The following is a 20,117-nucleotide window of genomic DNA, read 5'->3' as shown; positions in this document are numbered from 1 at the left end:
ACGGAACCCCGCACGGCGAGGCGAGCCTAGCGAGCCGGTTCACAGCGTGGCGATCCAGTTGCGCAGGACGCTCGCGCCGACCGCGCCGGACTTCTCCGGGTGGAACTGGGTGACCGCCAGCGGTCCCCGCTCCGCGGCGGCGACGAACGTCGCGTGCTCGTGGGTCGACGTGGTGACCAGGGCGACCCCGTCGAGCTCGGCGCTGGGCAGGGCGGCGTACGAGTGCACGAAGTAGCAGCGCGCGTCGGCGTCGACGCCGGAGAACAGCGTCGAGCCGGCGGGGGCGTCGAGCAGGTTCCAGCCCATGTGCGGCACGCGCCGCGCGGCCAGCCGGGTCACCGTGCCGGGCAGCAGGCCCAGCCCCTTGGTGACCACGCCGTGCTCGTCGCCGGAGTCGAACATGACCTGAGCGCCGACGCAGATGCCGAGCACCGGCCGCCCGGCCATGACCCGGTCGGTGATGACCGGCCCGGCCTGGGCGGCCTCGATCCCGGCCATGCAGGCCGCGAACGCGCCGACGCCGGGCACCACGAGGCCGTCGGCCCGCTCGGCGGCGGCCAGGTCGGGCGTGACGAGCACGTCGGCCCCGGCCGCCTCCAGCGCGCGCTGCGCCGAGCGCAGGTTGCCCGACCCGTAGTCGAGCACCGTCACCTTCGGTTTGGCCGTCACAGGACCCCCTTGGTGCTGGGGACCGCGCCCGCGCTGCGCGGGTCGATCTCGACGGCGGTGCGCAGGGCGCGGGCCAGCGCCTTGAACTGGCCCTCGACCACGTGGTGCGCGTCCGGCTTGGTCCCCGGCCGGGCGGCGCGCAGCACCGACACGTGCAGGGTGACCTTGGCGGTCTGCCCGAAGGACTCGAAGATGTGCCGCGTCATCGAGGTCGGGTAGACCGGCCCGATGTACGGCGCGATGTCCATCGGCTCGTCGTGCACCACGTACGGGCGGCCGGACAGGTCCACGGCGGCCTGCACCAGCACCTCGTCCATGGGGACGACGGCGTCGCCGTACCGCCGGATGCCGGCCTTGTCGCCCAGCGCGATGGCGAACGCCTCGCCGAGCGCGAGGGCCGTGTCCTCCATGGTGTGGTGCGCGTCGATCTCCAGGTCGCCCTCGGTGCGCACGGTCAGGTCGAAGCCGCCGTGCCGGGCGATCTGGTTGAGCATGTGGTCGAAGAAGCCGACCCCGGTGCTGATCTCGCCGCGGCCCGTGCCGTCGAGGTCGATCTCGACGAGGACCTTGGTCTCCTTGGTGACCCGCTCGACGCGTCCGGTCCGGCTCATGCTTGCAGCTCCTTCATGGCGTTCAGGAAGGCGGTGGTCTCGGCGTGGGTGCCCGCGGTGACCCGCAGCCAGCCGGGCAGGCCCACGTCGCGCACCAGCACGCCCTGGTCGAGCAGGGTCCGCCAGGCGGCCTGCTGGTCGTCGAAGCGTCCGAACAGGACGAAGTTCGCGTCCGAGTCGGCCACGGCCCAGCCGCCCAGCCGCAGCTCGGACACGATCCGGTCGCGCTCGGCCTTGATCGCCTCCACGGTGCCCAGCAGCACGTCCGCGTGCGCGAGCGCGGCGCGGGCGGCGGCCTGGGTGAGCGCGGAGAGGTGATACGGCAGGCGCACCAGCTGCACCGCCTCCACGATCGCCGGGTGCGCGGCCAGGTAGCCGACGCGGGCCCCGGCGAAGGCGAACGCCTTGCTCATGGTCCGGCTGACCACCAGGCGCGGGTGCTTGTCCAGCAGCTCCAGCGCGCTGGGCGTGCCGGGGCGGCGGAACTCGGCATACGCCTCGTCGATCAGCACCAGGCCCTCGGTCTCGGCCAGCACCGCCTCGATGATCGAGAAGTCCAGCGCGGTGCCGGTCGGGTTGTTCGGCGAGCACAGCAGCGTCAGCGCCGGGCGGTGGCGGCGCACCTGCGCCACCGCGTGCTCGGCGGTCAGCCCGAAGTCGTCGCCGCGGCCGCCGTCCACCCAGGTGGTGGCGGTCCCGGCGGCCAGCAGCGGATGCATCGAGTACGCCGGGCCGAAGCCCAGCGCCACCCGCCCCGGCCCGGCGAACGCCTGGAACAGCTGCTGCTGGATCTCGTTGGAGCCGTTGGCGGCCCACAGCTGCTCGGCGGTCAGCCCGTGCCCGCAGTACGCGGCCAGGTCGGCGCGCAGCTTCACGGCGTCCCGGTCGGGATAGCGGTTCAGGTCCGCGATCTCCCCGGTGATCGCCCGGCTGACCGCCCGCACCACCTCGTCGGGCAACGGGTACGAGTTCTCGTTGGTGTTCAGCCGCACCGGCACGTCGAGCTGCGGCGCGCCGTACGCGGTGCGCCCGCGCAGCTCCTCGCGCAGCAGCCCCTGCACCCACTCGTGGTCGCTCATGCCGCGTTCTCCCTCTCGAAGCGCGCGGTCACGGCCTCGCCGTGCGCGGGCAGGTCCTCGGCGTTGGCCAGCGCCACCACGTGGTGCGCCACGTCGCGCAGCGCGTCCTGGGTGTACTCCACGACGTGGATGCCGCGCAGGAACGACTGCACCGACAGGCCCGACGAGTGGCGCGCGCAGCCCGCCGTAGGCAGCACGTGGTTGGAGCCGGCGCAGTAGTCGCCCAGCGACACCGGCGCGTACGCCCCCACGAAGATCGCCCCGGCGTTGCGCACCCGCATCGCCCACTCCCGGGCGTCGCGCGTCTGGATCTCCAGGTGCTCGGCCGCGTACGCGTCCACCACCCGCAGCCCCTGCGCCAGGTCCCCGACCAGCACCACGCCGGACTGCGGGCCGCTCAGCGCGGTGGCCACGCGCTCGCTGTGCTTCGTGCGGGCCACCCGCACCGCCAGCTCGGCGTCGACCGCGTCGGCCAGCGCGACCGAATCGGTGACCAGCACGCTGGCCGCCATCGGGTCGTGCTCGGCCTGGCTGATCAGGTCGGCGGCGACGTGCGCCGGGTCGGCGGTGTCGTCGGCCAGGATCGCGATCTCGGTCGGCCCGGCCTCGGCGTCGATGCCCACCACGCCGCGCACCAGGCGCTTGGCGGCGGTCACCCACAGGTTGCCCGGACCGGTGATCAGGTCGACCGGCGGGCAGTCGTCGGCGGCGGGCAGCTCGCGCTCCGGGTCGGCCGTGCCGCGGGTGCCGTAGGCGAGCATCGCCACGGCCTGCGCGCCGCCCACGGCGTACACCTCGTCGACGCCCAGCAGCGCGCAGGCGGCCAGCACCCGCGCGTCGGGCAGGCCGGTCGCCTTCTGCGGCGGGCTGACGATCACCAGGCTGGGCACGCCCGCGGCCTGGGCGGGCACCACGTTCATGACCACGGTCGACGGGTAGACGGCCAGCCCGCCGGGCACGTAGAGGCCCACCCGGGACACCGGCAGCCAGCGCTCGGTCACCGTGCCGCCGGGCACCACCTGCGTGGTGTGGTCGGTGCGGCGCTGGTCGGCGTGGACCTTGCGGGTGCGCTCGATCGCCTCCAGCAGCGCGGCCCGGACCTCGGGCTCCAGCGCCTGCTCGGCTTCCTTGATCGCTTCCGCCGGCACCCGCAACGCGGCCAGGTCCACCCCGTCGAGCCGATGGGTGGCCGCCTTGACCGCCTCGACACCATGCTCGCGCACCCCGTCGACCAGCGGGCGGATCTGCTCCACCGCCTGGCTGACGTCGATTTGGGCACGGGGCAGCAGGTTACGTGGATCGATGTCGCGTCCACGCAGGTCGATACGGGTCAACACCCCCAAAAGTCTACTGGCGTGCCTCTTCGCCCCGGACCCGCCGCCCAGGCACTGGGACAGTGACCCGGGCCACGCCGCCACGACATTGCCGGTGGGCGGAACACGGGAGCGCCGTTGACACATCCCGGCGTTAGGCTCACCCAATGACCGGGACGCTGCCGCTGTTCCCGCTGGGCACGGTGCTCTTCCCGGGCCTGGTGCTACCGCTGCACATCTTCGAGGAGCGCTGGCGCACCCTGGTGCGCAACCTGATGGAGCTGCCCGACGGCACGCCGCGCGAGTTCGGCGTCGTCGCCATCGAGCGCGGCCTGGAGGTCATGCCCCCGCCCCACGACGGCGTCGCCACCTCCGAGGTGGTGGTGCACGAGGTCGGCTGCGTGGCGCAGCTCCGCAAGATCACCGAGCTGCCGGACGGCCGGTTCGACATCGTCACGGTCGGCCAGCGGCGCTTCCGCATCACCGGTTTCGTGCCGAGCCCGCACCCCTACCCCGTGGTGGGCGTCGAGTGGCTGCCCGAGCCCGCCGCCGACGAGAACGCCGAGGGCCTCGCCCCACGCGTGCTGGCCGCCTTCCGGGAGTATCTCGGCGTGCTGCGCGGCGGCCCCGACGACCAGCTGCCCGACGACCCGGTGGTGCTGTCGAACCTGGTCGCGGCGAGTGCCTCGCTCACCGTGGGCGACCGCCAGGCGCTGCTCAGCGCCCCGGACCCGGCGACCCGGCTGCGGCAGGAGCTGAAGCTGCTGGCCCGGGAGACGGCGCTGCTGCGCGAGGTGCGGGCCGTGCCGGCGCAGCTCGCCCAGCTCGGCCCCACCCCCGCGATGAACTGATCGCCTCAGCGCGCCGGGTCCAGCGGCTGGTCGCCGTACCCGCCGTACTCGTCGGTGTAGACGTCCTCGTCCTCGCCCCGGCGCAGCGACGGCCACCGCGACCAGGCCGCCATCAGCGCGTAGCTGACCACCGCGCCGAACGCGGGGATGAGCAGCGAGCCGCCGATCGCGTACGGGAAGAACCCGAGCTCCTTGACCGCACGCAGGTCCGGCGGCCGGTGCACGATGGTGTCCACCGGCGCGCTGGTCTTCAGCTGCTCGTACTCGGCCAGGCCGATGTGGTGGCCCACCCACCAGGCGACCCAGCCCGCGACGACCGACCCCAGCAGCACCCCGGCCAGCTGGATCGGGCCGCGCCGGCTCGGCAGCAGCACCCAGGACAGCACCGCGACGAGCACCCCGAACCCGAGCCCGAGCAGCACGAACCAGCCCTCTGCCGCGGCCAGCTCCTCCGGCTCCGGCGACGTGTAGACCAGGCCCTGCTCGGTCCCCAGGTCGGCCATGCGCAGCGGCAGCGTCGGCGCGAACCTGTGCCACAGCAGCCCGAGCCCGATCCCCAGCACGCCGATCACGGCGGCGGTGACCAGGGCCCACAGCACGTCGCCGCCGTAGCCGCGACGCGCGGGCGCCGGCTCCTGCACCGGGTTGACGGGTTCGCCGTAGCCGGGTGTGTCGTCGGAAAGCATGCTCGAACCGTATTCCCCTCAGACTGGCCCGTGCCCGCGCGGGGCGCTGCTGGGCGTGATGCGACCCTTCGTGCCGTGCTGCGATAGGTTGTCCAGACCGATCGCCGAACGCGGGAGCCGCAATGATTTCACAGGAACGGCTGGAGGAGATCGTCCGGCACTGGGCCGTCACCGAGACGCTGCGCCGCGGCTACCCGTGCGAACCGAGGCTCACCGAGTTCGAGGCGGGCTGGGTCGTCTGGGCGCCCGCGCCGTCCGGCGGGCCGGTCCCCGAGCCGGGCAGCGGCGAGACTGTGATCATCGATCGGGAGACCGGCGAGCTGACCGTCGTGCCCGGCCTGCCCCCGCAGGTGGCCATGAGCCGGTACGCCGGAGGCGAGCACCGCGTCACGGCGGGCGCCACGCAGTTCGGCGGGATGCCGACCGTCCCGCCGATGCCGCCCGTCCCGCCGTCGTTCGACGGCACGGTGACCCCGCCCTCGTTCGGCGATCAGCCGCTGCCGCCGCCCCCCGTCTCCCCGGTGTCCCCGTTCGGGCCGCCGCCGGTGGAGCCCGCCGAGCTGGCCCGGCGCGCCGAGGCGCTCGCGGCCGAGCTGGACCGCCTCGGCGGTGGCGCGGCACTGCCCCAGGTCGCGGCGGCGCTGGAGGTCGGCGGCCAGGTCTTCACCGCGCTCGGCCACACCGGCGACACCGAACCCGACCACCACCCGGCCGTACGGCAGGCCCTGTCCGCGCTCGCCACGGGCAACCGCAACCGGGGCGCGCACCGGCACCCGGAGCTGCTCGCGCTGTCGCGCGCCCTCTACGCGCTGGCCGACGGCGCGGCCCGGCCCGACCTGGTCGCGCAGCTGCTGGCCGGTGCCACGCTGCGGCTGACGCTGCTGCGTGAGGGCGCCGATCCGGCCGCCGCCACCCCGGCCGCGTCCTGCCACACCTGCGGCACCGTCCTGGTCAGCCTCGGCATGCGCGGCGAGCTGCCGCGCGACCTGGAGACGCCCGAGCAGCCGCCGACGCCGCCCGCCGACGCCGCCGCGACCCGGGTGATCACCGCCGAGGCGGTCGCCGCCACCGTGGCCGCACCCGGCCTGCGCCACCGGCTGCCCGTGCTGCCGTTCGTGGTGGACCTGCTCGCGCCGTACGCGCCGTTCTATCCGGTGCTGCAGAGCCGTCCCGGCGCGGCGCAGCGGGCCGAGTCGTTCACCATCGACGTCTGGGTGCGCGAACGCACCGCCGACACGCTCGGCGACGCCGCCGCCCGGGTCGGCGCGCAGCTCTACCCCGTCGGCGGGGAGCCCGCCGGATACCACTCGATCATCGCCGTCGACGAGCACCGGCGGGTCTTCGCCGTCGACCACGCCGGGGTCTGGTTCCTCGGCGCGGACCTCCCCGCCGCCGTGCAGACCCTGCTCACCGGCGGGCCCACCCCTCGGGTACGGGCCGACGGCACCTGGTGACGCAGCGCCGCCCGCAGGGCCAGTGACACCACAGGCCACAACTTCTGGGTTGTACCCACATCCCAGAAGTTGTGGCCGCTGGAAGGCAGTGCCGCTCAGCTCGGCAGTTCGAGGGTGCCGTCGTCGCGGACGCGCGGCATCGGGTGGCCCTGCAGCAGCACCACGAACGCGGTGTCCAGCTCCGGCCCGGCGTACCACTCGCCGGCCTGGTCGAGCACCCACACCCGGCCCAGCTCGTCCACCGCGATGATCGCGTCACCGGCCTGCTCCGCGCCGACCGGCGCCAGCGGGCAGCCGATCACCCCCGCGAACGCGGCCAGCGACGCCGCCGTCGCGCCGACCAGGTCACCGCCGAACTCGAACGGCCGGATCCGGTGCGCCACCCCCGGCCCACGCCGCACCGACACCAGGTACGGGAACTTCTCGACGGCCGCGCGCGCCGTGTCCAGCGGCGGGTGACCGTACTCGGCCAGCGCGGCCATGGCGAGATCCGCCCACTCCTGCGCGGACACCTGCCGCCCGCCGAGCGTCAGCGGCACGTCCCAGCCGCCCGCGGCGAGCGTCGCCGCGATGTCCGGGGCCAGGTGCGCCAGCGCGGCCGGGATGCCTGTGGCCGGGGCCACCGGCTCGATCACGGCCGGGGCGACCGTCTGCGGTGCGAGCCCGAAGTGGATCCACGCGGCCAGGCAGGTGTCGCACGGCCCGGCCGCCGTGCCCGCGAGCGGGTCGCCCGGGTCGCGCACCAGCGTCGCCCGCAGCTCCTGGATGTTCTGCGCGGCGGCGCGCACCCCGGCCAGGTCGATCCGGGGCTCGCCGCGCCGGGCCGCCGCGTGGTCGTGCTCGTGCAGCCAGTCCGAGAGCACCACCAGCTCGGCGTGCCGCCGCGCGCCGCGTACCAGCGAATTGGCGGGCTGCTCCGACAGCCAGGCCGCCACCAGCGGGTGGTGGTTGACGGTCTGGTCGCCCTTGGCTCCGGTCGACTCGCGCGGCACGCCGTCGGCGGGCACCAGGCGCACCGCCACGCCCGGCGCGGCGCCGCCGCCCAGGCGGCGCAGGGCCGCGAGCGGGTCCGCGGTCACCGGGGCGGGCTGCTCCTCCTCGGACCGGTACTGCTGGTGCATCCGGCGCACATGCTCCAGCGGCACGGACGGGTACGTCATGATGCGGGCGTCGGCGCGGTCGATGACCAGGCGCGCGCCCGCACCGGGCTCGGGTGGCCCGGCCGAGTCGGGCAGCGTCCACACGATGAAGCACTCGGGGAACTCGGCGACGTAAGGCCGGTGCGAGCCGCCCGCCTCCCGGGCCAGCTGCTCGGCCACCCGCTGCGCGTCCATGGCAGTGACGGTCATCGCCATTCCTTTCGTGTGCCCGATCCAGGCCCGGTCCCCCGCGAGCCCGTTACCACCCTCCCATGACCAGCACGGGTGAGGGAAATCTGTCCAATCAGGAGTGTCACTGGATCCGCCCGGTGCGCGGCCGGCGCGGGGGGCCGAACCAGCCGGCGGCGGTCAGGAGATTCCTTGCGCTCTCCGGCCAGCGGCCAAGGCTGCCCGGGTGCGCCGCCCACAGCTCGTCGGCCGTGGCCATGGCGAGCGGCTCCGCCGAGGCGACCGGGACCGGCGAATAGTTGTCCGCCAGCGTGCGGACCGGGACGCCCATGGTCCCGCCCACGTAGACCAGGCCGTTCTCCCGGCGCAGCGACCCGCCGCGCTCCCAGGCGGCGATCAGCGGCTCGTACGGGTCCGGCAGGTCGTGCGGCACGTCCGGCAGGGCGGCGAAGTGGAGCGCGTACTCGGCCATCCGCTTCTCGAACGGCGAGCCGCCGCCCTTGCTGATGCCCTCGTTGACCTGCTCCACCAGCGCGGCGTCCGCGCGCGCCGCAGGATCGATCTCGGCGGCCACGTCGAACCAGGCCCACAGTTGCGCGCAGTCCAGAGCGCGCGCCCACAGCGCCGCACGGCGCAGGTACTCCGAAACCAGCGCCGCTCGCGACGGCGCCCGCAGCTCGTCCGGCCACCAGTTCGTGATCCGCGCGATACGGGCGGCGATGTGGTGAGGTGTCATATGGCGTCAGTGGTCATCGGGCGTCGTCCTCTGTCCGCATGGCGCGGCTCTCGGCGACCCAGCGCGCGTCCTCGGCGCGCCTGGCTTCCCAGTCGGCATCGAGCATGTCGAGGTGAGGCTCGTCGATACGGAACGGCTCGGCGCGTCCGGCATAGGTTTCCCAGCGCGGATGCATGGCGACCAGGCCAAGCTCGATGCCATGAGTGCGATTGACGTTGCCGCCGCGCTCCAACACACGCAGTAGCGGTTCGAAAGGATCCGGCAGCCCAGGGGGCCGGAACTCCAACACGGTGAAGTTCAGCATGTACCTGATGAGGTTCAGCGTCGGGTGGATCGCCCCTGCGCCGCCGAGTCGGCTTCTGAGTTGGCTGAAATAACCCTCGTCGACATGCGCCGACGGATCCACGTAGGCCGCGATGTCGAAGAATGGCCAGCGGTTCGGGCAGTCCAGCGCCTGCGCCCACAGCGCCGCCCGCCGCAGGTACTCCTGCATCAACTGGATGCGCGAGCCGCTCCGCGTGTAGTCGCCGTCCCAGTCAATGGTCTCGAGCCTTGTCACCACTCGCAGCGTATCGAGGGTCGGCGCCTTGCCCTGCCCGCTCATCGCAAACCGCCCTGGTGCCTTGCCCTCTCGATACGGGCCGCGACCTCGGCTTGCCATATGGCGTCGATACTGGCAAGCGCCTCGTCGCTGAGGTCGTATTTCAGGTCGGGCTTCATATAATCGTCGATCGAGCGACTCGACACGATGAGGCCGTGCACGAAGTTGATCGTCCCAGTCTCCATGCCGAACACACCGCCTCGCTCGGATACCTGGACCAGCGATTCAAAGGGATCCGGCAGATCATCGGCATTCGCGGCCTGCGCCCGGAGGGCATCCCGCCGCGGGAGTCCCGACAGGAGCGCCGCACTCGACGGCGCGTACTCGATGTCCTCAATCCATGGGACTGCAAGCAGCCGATCGGCGAGCACCTGGGTATCCGACTTCATGATCAGTCATGTGGTGGGAGTGGAGCCGGACCTTCTTGGATGTGCTTCGGCCCACTCGTCGTCCAAGCGGTCCAGCGCCGCGTCGCTCATGTCCTCCAGCGGGCTCCGGTCGATGTGCCGCTCCCAGGAAGCCTCTGGAATACCGACGACGGCACCGATCCTGGTCGAGCCGGCCTCCCTGGCGAATCCTCCACCCCTCTCGAACAGCCTGACAAGCGGCTCAAACGGGTGAGGCAATCCTTCAGGCCAGGTCTGGAGCGCGGTGAAGTTGAGCATGTATCTGGCGATCGAACGGTCGAGGTAGTTCGCCCCACGGTCTGCCAAGGCGTCCAGCACCGATTCGACGTACTCCTCGTCGAGAGCCGCCGGGGGCCGGACATGTGCCGCGATGTCGAAATACGGCCACCTGTTCGTGCAGCCCAGCGCACGCGCCCACAGGGCGGACCGGCGCAGGTATTCCTGTGCCAGCCGCGTACGCGAGCCGACGCGGTCAATCCGCTCGGACCACTCCACCGCATTCAGCCGCTGAACCAGCTCGGCCGTATTCGTCTCGACCCTCACCCCTGGTTCCTCACTCTCTCCAGGATCGCGTCAACCACTGCTTCAAGATTCTCCAGATCGAGTGGCACCTCCACGTCGGGCGGTTCCAGGCCCATTCTTTCGTAGGGGGTCCAGAGTCTGTCGCGATGGTTCACAGGCGCCAGAAAGTGTGCGGCGAAAACGCCGTCCCCGGCATTCTCGGTCCAATGGCCGGGCCTGTTCGGGTCCGGTTCCCAGCACCTCGGGTCTGCCGAGTTGAAGGGGAACCCCTCCTCCATCAGACGCGACTCGACGTACTCGTGCGCCAGCATCTGCGCGAACCACCTCTGGTCGATCGGATGCCTGAGCCGCCCCCTGTATGCGTCGAGCCAGGGATCGACATTGCAGTCGTAGGCGGTGAAGTAGACGTCGTACTCGGTCTGGCCCGGCCCCACGGCGACGTCGTGGCGCTCGACGAACATGTTTCGCCACGCGCGCTCGATGACCTCCACCGGATGGCCGGTGCGAGCTGCGATGCGCTCCGCAGCGTCGGGCCACGCCCGTACGGTCGCATACTTCTCGAGAGCGTCCTCGTCTGAAACTCCGGCGTGCTTCGGCCCCTCGTCCGCAGAGGCACCACCAGGTGCGGAACCCGGCTCTGGTAGCCCATGCTGCTCAGATGCGGCCTGCTCGCCTGAGGCGGCCCGGCCGGGCTGGTAGCTGGCGCCTCCGGCTGCCCGTCCTGTCGTTTGCCGGGGAGCATCCTGCTCACCCGCAGTGGGCTGGGCTTGCTGTGTCGGTTGAGGCTGATACGACTGGTTCGGTTGTTGCTGCGCCCATGGCTGCTGCTGTGCGAGTTGAGCCTGTTGCTGGGCAAGTGCCTGCTGCTGAGCCAACGCCTGTTGCTGGGCAAGTGCCTGCTGCTGAGCCTGCTGTTGGGCGAGCTTCGCCTGCTGGGCGGCCTGACCCCACGGGGTCTGGGCGAGCGGGGCGATGTCCTGCGCCTGGCCGTTAGCGTCCAGCATCAGCGCGTGCATGCCGACCACGTTCGACCCGTTGGCCGGGTTGCCGTCGTGCCCGTACAGCGTCACGTTCTCGCTGATCGCGCCGGTCTGCGGGTCCAGGAACAGGATCGTGCCACCCTGGTTGACCGCGAGCCAGGCATGCGAGTTGCCGCCCTGCCACTCTGTCACGATCATCATGGCCGACCCGTGCCCGGCCTGCTGCAACTGCTGCGTGATGGTCGCGAAGCCCCAGTCGGACCACTGCTGCTGGGTGGCCGCGGGCTGGTTGGCCATGTTCGGGAAGACGGTCTGCCACTCCCCGCCGACCTGCGCCGCGACCCGCTGCATACCGCCGGTCTCGCCGTTGGCGGCCGCGTTGACGTCCGTGCCCGCGTACGCGTCGAGCGTGCGCGGCGCGGCCACCTGCGGCCGTCCCCGCCAGGTGCGCCAGGCGGAGATCATGCAGTCGACGCAGTTGACCCCGCGCGTCGGGTCGAACGACGGCCCGCCGTCGTTGGCCAGCCCGAACCAGCGGCCGATCCGCGGGTCGGGGGTGGCCTGCAGCGTCCCGTCCGGGTTGCGTGGCATGGCGGCGACCAGGTCGTCCTGGTGCTGGCGCAGCGGCACCCGCAGGCCGCCCCGCTGGCCGTAGGGCCGCCCGTCCGTCGGCGGGACGTCGTGCTGCGGCTGGCCCTGGTCGGTGTTGACCGCGGCCCAGGCCGCCGGATCGGTGATCTCCGTGCTCTGGTTGGCCGTGTACCAGCCGTTGTAGGCGGCCTTGGAGCGGTTGCCCAGCTCCACCGACCAGTTGCGGTGGTACTCGGCCCACTGGTCGCACAGCGTCGCCTGGGCCAGGTCCGGGTTCTGGGTGCGGTAGTGCTGCGCCCAGGCCCGGTAGCGGTGCATCTCCGACAGGTGCTGCGCCGACTGCGCGGCCAGCGCCTGCGACTCCTGGTGGCGCCGCTGCAGCTCGAAGTTGCTGCGGCGGGTCATGAAGTTGTGCCGGTACGGCCACTGCGGGTGGTGCGGGTCCGACGGCGGCACGGGCTGCATCGGGGTGCTGCCGGGCTCCGGCAGGGTGCCCTGCGGGTCGGCGGGACCGGCCGGGTCGGTGTCGCCGGTTAGGGCAGCGTCCCCTGCTCGCGGCGCCGGTGCGACTCCGCGAAGATCGCCTCGATCTCCGCTTCGCTGGGCAGCGGGTGCGTCCCCTGCGAGATCAGCATCGAGATCTGCTCGGCCCGCGCCCGGTCGATCCGACGGCGCCGGTCGTCCCAGCTCTGGCTGTTCATGATCTGCGACACCGCGTCCGGGCGGTACCGCCAGCCCCCCGCTCGGTGGTCGTACATCAGCGACTCCCGGCTGCCGGGTCCCTTCACGATCAGGCCCGTCGGTTCCTGGTCCGGGTGGTACTCCACGTCCTTCACGTAGAGCGCGAAGTAGCTCAGCATCCTCTTCCCTCAGGTTGGGGGCCACCTTGGGGGTGACCGCGAAGTCGTCCGGGGTGAGGTCGAACTCGGCGATCAGGCCCGCGGGCGTACGCCCCTCCTGCGCCAGCTGCCGGCGCAGTTCGGCCATGACCTCCGGCTGCTCGGAGAGGAACTTGGCCAGGCCGTTGTCCTTGGCCGCGTCGCCGCCCATGCCGTCCGGGATCGCGTCCATGATACCGGCGCGGCGGTTGGCCTCGATCATCGACAGCAGGGCGCGGACGCGCTGCTCGGCGGGCTGGCTGTCGTCGCGCAGCACCTCGTAGTCGTGGTGCGTCTGCTGCCACAGCTCGAACGACAGCTGCGTCGGGAACTGCACCTCGAACAGGGTGCCGTCGTCCGCGCGGAACGTCGCGTTGGTGCCGTAGAACCGGTTGCCCGGCCGCCAGAAGTCCTTCGGCGGGCCGTCCAGCTCGTAGCCGAGCTCGCGCATCTCCGCCACCAGCGCGTCCATCGCCTGCCGGTAGTCCGCCCCGTCGGGCATGACCACGGAGAAGCGCACCGCGTCGTTGATGGTGTCCGAGAAGTGCCGGGGCCCGTGGGCCTGGCCCTCCAGCAGGTACTTGCGCTGCAGCGAGCCGCGGCTCTTGTACCGGGTGTCGTCGGTGTCGGGCAGTAGGTGCAGATCGGCGGCGTCGCGCAGCGCGGGCGAGCCGTTGACCTCGGCCATGGCCCGCTCGATGTCGGCCATGATCTCGGCCGACCGCTGCCGCGAGTGCTCGTAGACCTCGTCGAGCATCGCGAACTCTTCGGCCGTGAGCCCGTCGACGGTGGGCTCGGGGTCGAAGTACGCGCCCATCGGCTCCGGGGGCGCCGCCGGGGTGTCTAGTCCAGCGTCCCCGCTGCTCTGCGCCGGTGGGACTCCGCGAACGCCTCGAGGATCTCCTCCTCGCTCGGCAGCGGGTCGGTCCCCTTCGTGATCAGCATCGCGATCCGCTCGGCCTCGTCCCGCTTCACCGGCCTGCGCCGGAAGTCGTAGTCCTCCCTGCCCAGGATGTAGCCCGCCGTCTCCGGGTCGTACCGCCAGCTCTGGGCCCGGTGATCCCAGATCATCCGCTCCCGGTAGCCCTTGCCCAGGATGATCAGTCCCACGGGTTCCTGATCCGGGAAGTCCTCGATGTCCTGCCGGTAGATCGCCGTGTAGAACAACATCCATTTCCTCCAGGCGTGCCGCCACCTTTGGGGTGACCGGGAAGTCTGCGGGGGTCAGGCCGTACTCGGCGATCAGATCGTCGAGGGTACGCCCCTCCGCCTCGAGCTGCTGCGAGAAGGTGGCCCAGAGGGCATCGTGTACCGAGATCCACTTCGCGAAGCTCGCGTCCTTGGGCTCGAAGTCGTCCAGGCCGGGCGGGATCGCGTCGAGCATACCGGCCTGCCTGTTGAGCCTCAGCATGCTCAGCATCGCCCGGATACGCGCCTCGGGCTCGGCGTCGTCGTCACGCAGGATCTCGTAGTCACCGTGCGTCGCGTGCCAGATGTCGTACGACCGCTGCGTCGGGAACTGCACCTCGAACAGCGTGCCGTCCGGCGCCCGGAACGTGGTGTTCATTCCGTAGAACCGGTTACCGGCCCGCCAGAAGTTGTTGATCTTCCCTTGGAGCTGGTAGCCGGCGGCTGCCAGCTGGTCCATGACCGCGTCCAGCGCGGGCCTGTAGTCCGCCCCGTCGGGCAGCTGGATCGAGAAGCGCACCGAGTCGTTGACCGTGGCCGCGAACTGCTCCGGCCCACCTACCCGGCCTTCGGACAGGTACTTGCGCTCCAGGGACTCGCGGCTCTTGAACCGGTGGTCGGGGTCGCGCAGCGGCAGCGAACCCTCCGGCAGGCCCAACGCCCGCTCGGCCGCGGCGGTGAAGCCCGCCAGGTCCGCCATGACGCGATCCGAGGCCGCCAGCGCCCGCTCGTAGACGTCGTCGAGCATGGCGTCCTCGTAGCCGTCCGGGCGGCTCGGTGCCGGCTGCCCCGAGGGCTCCGGCGGGGGCGCGAAGAAGCGGCCTGCCGGATTCGGCGGAGTGCCGGACGGGTTCGGCCCGCCGGGAGTGCCGGGGTCGGTGCCGCCGACTTGCTGAGCCGGGAGGTGCGGCTGCGGCTCCGTGTCGGGACGCGCGGCGAGTTCGGGAGACTCCTCGCCCTCGGCCGACGGGTCTAGTCGTCGTCCTGGGGCGGTTCGCCCTTCCACTGGAAGATCCAGAGAATCGTCTCCTCGTCGGGGAGCGCCTCGGTCCCCTCCGTGTTCACCAGCATCAGGGCTTCCGCCTCGGCCCTGGTGATCCGGTCGTACCGGTCGATGTTCTCCGCCTTGAACCGGAACCTCTCGATCGACACCGGGTCGAAGATCCACGCCTTCTGGACCTTGTCCCAGTACATCGCGTACGCCGGATCGTTCGACCGGACTACGAAGATCCCCCTCGGCAGGCCGTCCCTCTCGTCGCGCACGTAGGTCTGATAGTAGTTGATCATCAATTGCCTCCAGCCTCGCGGCGAGATCCGGCGTCAGCGGCAGATCGGCCTCGGTCAGGCCGAACTCGTCGAGCACCGCGCCGACGCCGTCGAACGACGCGCCCTGCTCATCCAACCACTCGCGATACCGCTGCCAGGTTTCCGGGTTCTTGGCGACCCACTTGGCGAAGCTGGTGTCGACGGAGGGGCTCGCATCGGGGAAGCGCTCGCGGACGAAGTCCTCCAGGCCGGAAGGCACGTTCTCGTTGAGCCCGAGCTCCTGGTTCACCGCGAACATGCTCAGCAGCGCGTGAACCTTGCGCGGATCCAGCTCGTTGCTCTGGCGCAGCACCTCGTAGGCGTCGTGCGTGAGGGTCCACGCCCGGAACGAGTCGGCGGTGGGGAACTGCACCTCCATCAGCCCGCCGTCCGGGGCCCGGAAGGTGGCGTTCATGCCGTGGAAGCGGTTGCCGGGACGGAAGAAGTTCTTCAGGTCGGTGAGTTCGTAGCCAGCCGCCTCCAGCTGGCCGATCGCGCTCTGCAGACTGCCGAGGTAGGCATCCCCACCGGGTAGCTGCAGGCTGAAGCGCGTCGTGTCGTTGACGCCCTGCGCGAACTCACCTGGCGCGTCACGCCGGCCCTCGGTCAGGTACTTGCGCTCCAGCGAGGTCGGCGACTTCACCATCGCCGCGGTGCCGCGCAGCCGCACCGGCGGCTCCGGCTCCTGCGACGGCGGGTTGTTCTCGTCGCCGTCGATCTCCACGTCGAGCACGCGGTCGGTCTGCACGCCCTGCGCGCGGTTGAGATCGATCGCGATGCCGCGCAGCACCGGCAGCGCCGCCGCCGCCCGGCTCTCGGCGGACGTGTGCAGCCCGGCCAGCATCGTCTGCTCGTCCGGGCGGAGGTTCGCCGTGGGACGGTCCGGGCCGGGCGGCTTGCCGATCGTCACCGGGGTCGTCTCGGCGCCGTACAGGCGGCCGGGCAGCAGGCTGCGCTGCTCGGCGGCGCGGAACAGGGCCGCCTCGCCGAACGTGGTCGGCTCCGTGCCCGCCGCGTGCACGATGGTGCCCTGGTCACCGCCGACGACCAGGCGGCCGTCGACCATGCGGATGTCGACCGCGAGCGGCCGGCGGTACTTCGTCCGGTCCGGGTCCTCGCCCTCGGGCAGGCTGGTCAGCGGATCGTCCGGGCGGTGCACGCAGACCGGCACCGTGGGCAGGCCCGCCAGCCGGGCGGCGCGCATCCGGCGGTTGTCCATGCTGGACATCGAGCCGTCACCCCAGGCGACGACGTGCGCGGGCCCGCCGCGCCAGCCGGTCTCGGCCATCCGGTCGGCGAACTCCTGCATGGACATGTCGCCGCTGTTCGGGCTGACCGAACGCTGGGTGAACCGGATGTCCTGCGGCGAGACCAGCGCGGTCTGCGGCAGCATCGCCTCCAGCCGGGCCCGGTCGGCGTCGTCGAGCACCGACGGATCCGGGTAGCCGAGGTCGGTGAGCGTGGCCTGGCCGACGCCCAGCTCGTCCAGCTCGGCGTCGGTGAGCGGCCGCTGCATGTCCGCGTCGAGCGGCGGCCGTCCAGGCATTCCGGCGGGCGCGGCGGCCGGGTCGGGCTGGCCCTGGTACTGCGACCAGGCTCCGGTGGGCGCACCGTCGATCAGCGACTGCTCGCCGTCGGGCCCGATCACCATCGCGTCCATCTGGATGATGCCGTCGGTGAACGGCGGCGTGGTGCTGGGCGTGCCGGGCGGGGACTGCGGGTCGGCGTACATGATGACGCCGCCGTCGTTGAAGACCGGCCAGGTGTGCGCGGTGCCGTCGCTGGAGTGGTGGATGACCACCGCCATCGCGCCCGGACCCGCCTGGCGCAGCTGGTCGGCCAGGCGCGAGTACGCCGCGTCCACGGTCTGCCGGGCGCCGGCCTGGTCCAGGCCCCGGGTGTCGGGGCACAGCTGCTGCAGGCGGCCGTTGAAGAAGTCCTCGATGCGGTGCGGGCCGCGCGGCTCCGGGCCGGACGGCTGGTCCGGGTTGCCGGACGCGAAGCCGTCGAAGGTGCGCGCCGCCGCGCAGCGGGGCCGCCCGTGCAGCCACGTGTCGGCCACCGAGAGCAGCACGTCCACGCAGTTCACGGCACGGGTCGGGTCGGCGTTCGGGCCGCCGTCGTTGGCGTAGCGCAGCCAGCCCGAGCGCAGCGGCGGGAACTGCAGCGGGCGGCCGTCCGCGTCGCGCGGGACCGCGTTCTCCAGGTCGAGCTGGTGCTGGGTGAGCACCGGGCGGTAACCGCCGGGCTGGTCGTAGCGGCGGGTCGCGTCCACCGACGGCGGCTGGTCCGTGCCGGTCAGCGCGGACACGTCGTCGGTGGTGACCCCGCCCCGGGTGAAGTCGGCCCCGTCGTGCCGGTTGAGGGCGTCCCAGGCGGCCGCGGCCAGCGCGCCCGGCCGGCCCATCGACGCCAGGATCGCGCGCCGCTGCGCGCGCAGACCGCCGTGGTACGCGTCGCTCCAGCGCCGTGCCTCGGCCCGGGACCGCTCGCCGTCGCGCCGGCCGTCCCCGGCGGGACGGGGCGTGGTGTCGGCGCCGGACCGGTTCGGGTCGGTCGCGGGCACCACGCCGACCGCCGCCGCCGTGGCGGCGTCCGTCTGCTGACGGCTCGGCTGGTCGGCGGTGGGCTGCTGCGTCGCCGGGTTCTGCGCGGTCGGTGCCTGCGTGGTCGGGTTCTGCTGGGTGCTGGCCGGATTCTGCTGGCCGGTCGTCGCGTGCGGGGTCGGGTTCTGCTGCGTGGCGGGGTTCGCCTGCGTGGCGGGGTTCGCCTGCGTGGCGGGGTTCGCCTGCGCGGCCGGATTCGTCTGCGTCGCCGGGTTGGTCTGCGTCGCGGGGTTGCCCTGCGTCGCGGGGTTGGTCTGCGTCGCGGGGTTCGCCTGTGTCGTGGGGTTGGTCTGCGTGGCCGGGTTCGTGGTCGCCGGGTTGGTGGTCGCCGGATTCGCCTGCACCCCGGCGGTGGTCTGCGCCGTCGGGTTGGCCGACGTCGTGGCGCTGACCTGGGTCGCCGGGTTCGGCGAGGTCGCCGGGTTGCTCGACGGTGCCGGGTTCGTGGAGCCGGTCTGCACCGACGGGTTCGCGGTGGCCTGCACGTTGGGGCCGGTCTGCGTGTTCGGGCCGGTCTGGACGCCGGTGCCCGCCTGCACCGACGGGCTGGTGGTGGTGCCGCCCGCCTGCGCGGTCAGGTTCGCCTGGACCGACGGCACCGAGGCCGACACGCCGCCCGTGGGGCGCGCGCCGGTAGCCGGGTTCGTGCCGGACGAGGAGGACCCGCTCGCACCGGAGCTCTGGGCGCCGCTGCCGGACGTGGCCGTTGAACCGCCACCGGTGGTGCCGGACGTGGCCGAGGTGCTCGTGGACGACGGTGCGCTGCTGGTCGACGCTCCAGCGGACGACGGCGCGCCGCCGGTCGAGCTGCCGCCGGAGGTGCTCGTCGAGGTGCCGGCCAGGCCACCGCCGGAGGTGCCGGTGGTGGACGGGGTCGGAGCGGACGTGGTGGCGGGTGGCGCCCCGGCCAGCGTGGACGACGGTGCGGCCGCGGCCGGAGCAGCCGGGGCGGCCATGGCCTGCGCGGCGGGTGCGGCGGCGACCGGTGCGACGACCGTGTTCTGCGTGGGCACGCTCGGTGCGGCCGGGGCGGCGGGCGCCGCCGGAGCCGGAGCCGGGGGCGCTTCGGCCGGGGCGATCCCGGCCAGGCCACCGGTGGGGCTGTGGCCGCCCGAGCCCGTGTTGCCGGAGTTGCCGCCGGTGCCGGGGGCGCTGGGCCAGTTCGCGGAGTCGTCGGTGACCTGCCGGGGCTGCACGTCCGGCTGGGCGCCGGTCGAGGTGGTCGCGGCCGCGGCGACGATCGGCGCGCTGGTGTTCGAGTCGAGGTTGGCCCCGGCCATGTTGCCGACCAGGTCCGAGGTCATGTTGTTGAGCTCGCCGGTGAAGTGGCTCGTGACGCTGGACCGCGCGCCCGAGGTCGCGGCCATGCCGAGGTTGCCCAGGTCGGGCATCTGGCCGGTGGCCAGCGAGCCGCCGATGTCGCCGAGCACCTCGCCGCGTACCCCGTGGGAGACCTTGCTGACGAAGGAGCCGTTGTGGCCGCCCGCCAGCGTGCTGGCCGCACCGCCCGCGAAGCCGGCCCAGCCGGACATGAGGAGGTCACCGGCGTCCAGGCCGTCACGTCTGCCCTCGGCGACCTGATAGCTCTGGATGGCGCCCTGGGTGAGCAGCTCCTCCTTGGCCTCGTCCAGGCCCTCCTTGCCCGCCTTGATCGCCCACTTGCCGAGCTTCTTGGTGAAGTCCTTGCCGAGATCCTTGATCTTGTCCTTGATGGCGCGCTTGATGCCGCGCTCGATCAGCGACTTGATCAGCCGCTTGAGGATCTCCTTGATGGCGAAGCGGGTCGCCATGCAGACCGGGCCGGCCGCGGCGGTGGACGCGCCGAAGGTGAAGAACGCGGCGACGGCCAGCGCGATCAGCTCGATCAGCAGCAGGCCCAGCTCGATGTAGTACTCCAGCTTGGCGCCCTGGATGTCGCAGCCGCCGCCTTCGAGCATCTCGCCGAGCGCGCCTGCGACGTGGGCCGCGGCCTGCAGCGCGGACTTCTCGGAGCCGGAGCCGATCTGCTCCCAGGCCTCCTTGATGGCCGCGGCGACCTTGCCCTCGACGCCGCCGAACGCGGCGACCGCGTCCAGCGCGGCCCGCTCGGACTCCACCAGCGGGTCGGCGAGGTCGGCGGCGACCGAGTACCAGTCGTCAGCGAGGTCCCAGGTGGCCTGTTCGTCCCCCTCGGGCCAGTCCATGCCGATGACCCAGTCGAGACATTCCTTCATCCACCCTGGAGCGTCGAAATAGGACAGTGGATGCGGAATAGGCGACGGCAACCACGACATCTCCCCGCACCCTCCCCAGAGTTCGGTTCCCGTGCCACG

The 20,117-nt window shown here is 72.4% G+C and carries 13 protein-coding genes; 2 read left to right on the top strand and 11 right to left on the bottom strand.

Going from position 1 to position 20,117, the window contains the following annotated elements:
* Nucleotides 1-39: 39 nt before the first annotated feature.
* The 4 genes from hisH to hisD are packed head-to-tail and all read right to left on the bottom strand — an operon-like array spanning nucleotide 40 to nucleotide 3,696.
* Nucleotides 40-669, bottom strand: a complete 630-nt coding sequence (gene hisH, locus Cba03nite_RS02085) for an imidazole glycerol phosphate synthase subunit HisH (protein ID WP_203741057.1) — start codon at nucleotides 667-669, stop codon at nucleotides 40-42.
* Nucleotides 666-1,280, bottom strand: coding sequence for an imidazoleglycerol-phosphate dehydratase HisB (gene hisB / locus Cba03nite_RS02080; RefSeq protein WP_203741055.1), 615 nt, complete (start codon nucleotides 1,278-1,280; stop codon nucleotides 666-668). Before hisB ends, hisH begins: the two co-directional genes overlap by 4 nt.
* Complete coding sequence (locus Cba03nite_RS02075; protein ID WP_203741053.1) at nucleotides 1,277-2,359, bottom strand: histidinol-phosphate transaminase; 1,083 nt, start codon at nucleotides 2,357-2,359, stop codon at nucleotides 1,277-1,279. Before Cba03nite_RS02075 ends, hisB begins: the two co-directional genes overlap by 4 nt.
* The gene (gene hisD, locus Cba03nite_RS02070) at nucleotides 2,356-3,696 is read right to left on the bottom strand and encodes a histidinol dehydrogenase (RefSeq protein ID WP_203741051.1); all 1,341 of its coding nucleotides are present in this window, start codon (nucleotides 3,694-3,696) and stop codon (nucleotides 2,356-2,358) included. The genes Cba03nite_RS02075 and hisD overlap by 4 nt, the downstream gene beginning before the upstream one ends.
* 143 nt (nucleotides 3,697-3,839) lie before the next feature.
* Here hisD and Cba03nite_RS02065 point away from each other — a divergent pair, with 143 nt between their 5' ends.
* Nucleotides 3,840-4,523 carry an LON peptidase substrate-binding domain-containing protein gene (locus Cba03nite_RS02065; protein ID WP_203741049.1) on the top strand — a complete coding sequence of 228 codons (684 nt, stop codon included), beginning with the start codon at nucleotides 3,840-3,842 and terminating at the stop codon, nucleotides 4,521-4,523.
* Nucleotides 4,524-4,528: 5 nt separating this feature from the next.
* On the opposite strand, the gene Cba03nite_RS02060 is transcribed toward Cba03nite_RS02065, so the two are convergent.
* Nucleotides 4,529-5,209: a DUF2567 domain-containing protein gene (locus Cba03nite_RS02060; protein ID WP_203741047.1), complete on the bottom strand. Its 681-nt coding sequence runs from the start codon at nucleotides 5,207-5,209 to the stop codon at nucleotides 4,529-4,531.
* A 122-nt stretch (nucleotides 5,210-5,331) separates the two neighbouring features.
* On the opposite strand from Cba03nite_RS02060, the gene Cba03nite_RS02055 reads away from it, so the two are divergent.
* Complete coding sequence (locus tag Cba03nite_RS02055; protein ID WP_203741045.1) at nucleotides 5,332-6,663, top strand: SUKH-4 family immunity protein; 1,332 nt, start codon at nucleotides 5,332-5,334, stop codon at nucleotides 6,661-6,663.
* Nucleotides 6,664-6,758: 95 nt separating this feature from the next.
* Here the strand turns inward: Cba03nite_RS02055 and Cba03nite_RS02050 are convergent, their stop codons facing one another.
* From Cba03nite_RS02050 to Cba03nite_RS02025, 6 genes are all read right to left on the bottom strand, one after another.
* Nucleotides 6,759-8,012 (bottom strand): SUKH-3 domain-containing protein, encoded by a 1,254-nt coding sequence (locus Cba03nite_RS02050; RefSeq protein WP_203741043.1) that lies wholly within the window; start codon nucleotides 8,010-8,012, stop codon nucleotides 6,759-6,761.
* 103 nt (nucleotides 8,013-8,115) lie between these two features.
* Nucleotides 8,116-8,727 carry a hypothetical protein gene (locus tag Cba03nite_RS02045; RefSeq protein ID WP_203741041.1) on the bottom strand — a complete coding sequence of 204 codons (612 nt, stop codon included), beginning with the start codon at nucleotides 8,725-8,727 and terminating at the stop codon, nucleotides 8,116-8,118.
* Between the two features lie 13 nt (nucleotides 8,728-8,740).
* Nucleotides 8,741-9,331: a hypothetical protein gene (locus tag Cba03nite_RS02040; protein ID WP_203741039.1), complete on the bottom strand. Its 591-nt coding sequence runs from the start codon at nucleotides 9,329-9,331 to the stop codon at nucleotides 8,741-8,743.
* On the bottom strand, nucleotides 9,328-9,717 hold the full coding sequence (locus Cba03nite_RS02035) for a hypothetical protein (protein ID WP_203741037.1): 390 nt from the start codon (nucleotides 9,715-9,717) through the stop codon (nucleotides 9,328-9,330). Before Cba03nite_RS02035 ends, Cba03nite_RS02040 begins: the two co-directional genes overlap by 4 nt.
* Before the next feature lie 6 nt (nucleotides 9,718-9,723).
* Complete coding sequence (locus Cba03nite_RS02030; RefSeq protein WP_203741035.1) at nucleotides 9,724-10,278, bottom strand: hypothetical protein; 555 nt, start codon at nucleotides 10,276-10,278, stop codon at nucleotides 9,724-9,726.
* Nucleotides 10,275-20,078, bottom strand: coding sequence for a toxin glutamine deamidase domain-containing protein (locus tag Cba03nite_RS02025; RefSeq protein WP_444542256.1), 9,804 nt, complete (start codon nucleotides 20,076-20,078; stop codon nucleotides 10,275-10,277). The genes Cba03nite_RS02030 and Cba03nite_RS02025 overlap by 4 nt, the downstream gene beginning before the upstream one ends.
* Nucleotides 20,079-20,117: the final 39 nt, after the last annotated feature.

Source organism: Catellatospora bangladeshensis (genome assembly GCF_016862575.1).
Taxonomy (GTDB): domain Bacteria; phylum Actinomycetota; class Actinomycetes; order Mycobacteriales; family Micromonosporaceae; genus Catellatospora; species Catellatospora bangladeshensis.
Note: the sequence above shows the minus strand (reverse complement) of the source record. Positions and strands in the feature narration are given on the sequence as shown.

Bases quoted from the DNA above. Each gene is read 5' to 3' on its own strand.
- Cba03nite_RS02060 (WP_203741047.1), bottom strand. From the start codon at position 5,209: ATGCTTTCCGACGACACACCCGGCTACGGCGAACCCGTCAACCCGGTG.
- Cba03nite_RS02075 (WP_203741053.1), bottom strand. From the start codon at position 2,359: ATGAGCGACCACGAGTGGGTGCAGGGGCTGCTGCGCGAGGAGCTGCGC.
- hisB (WP_203741055.1), bottom strand. From the start codon at position 1,280: ATGAGCCGGACCGGACGCGTCGAGCGGGTCACCAAGGAGACCAAGGTC.
- Cba03nite_RS02050 (WP_203741043.1), bottom strand. From the start codon at position 8,012: ATGACCGTCACTGCCATGGACGCGCAGCGGGTGGCCGAGCAGCTGGCC.
- Cba03nite_RS02045 (WP_203741041.1), bottom strand. From the start codon at position 8,727: ATGACACCTCACCACATCGCCGCCCGTATCGCGCGGATCACGAACTGG.
- Cba03nite_RS02055 (WP_203741045.1), top strand. From the start codon at position 5,332: ATGATTTCACAGGAACGGCTGGAGGAGATCGTCCGGCACTGGGCCGTC.
- Cba03nite_RS02035 (WP_203741037.1), bottom strand. From the start codon at position 9,717: ATGAAGTCGGATACCCAGGTGCTCGCCGATCGGCTGCTTGCAGTCCCA.
- Cba03nite_RS02040 (WP_203741039.1), bottom strand. From the start codon at position 9,331: ATGAGCGGGCAGGGCAAGGCGCCGACCCTCGATACGCTGCGAGTGGTG.
- Cba03nite_RS02025 (WP_444542256.1), bottom strand. From the start codon at position 20,078: ATGTCGTGGTTGCCGTCGCCTATTCCGCATCCACTGTCCTATTTCGAC.
- Cba03nite_RS02065 (WP_203741049.1), top strand. From the start codon at position 3,840: ATGACCGGGACGCTGCCGCTGTTCCCGCTGGGCACGGTGCTCTTCCCG.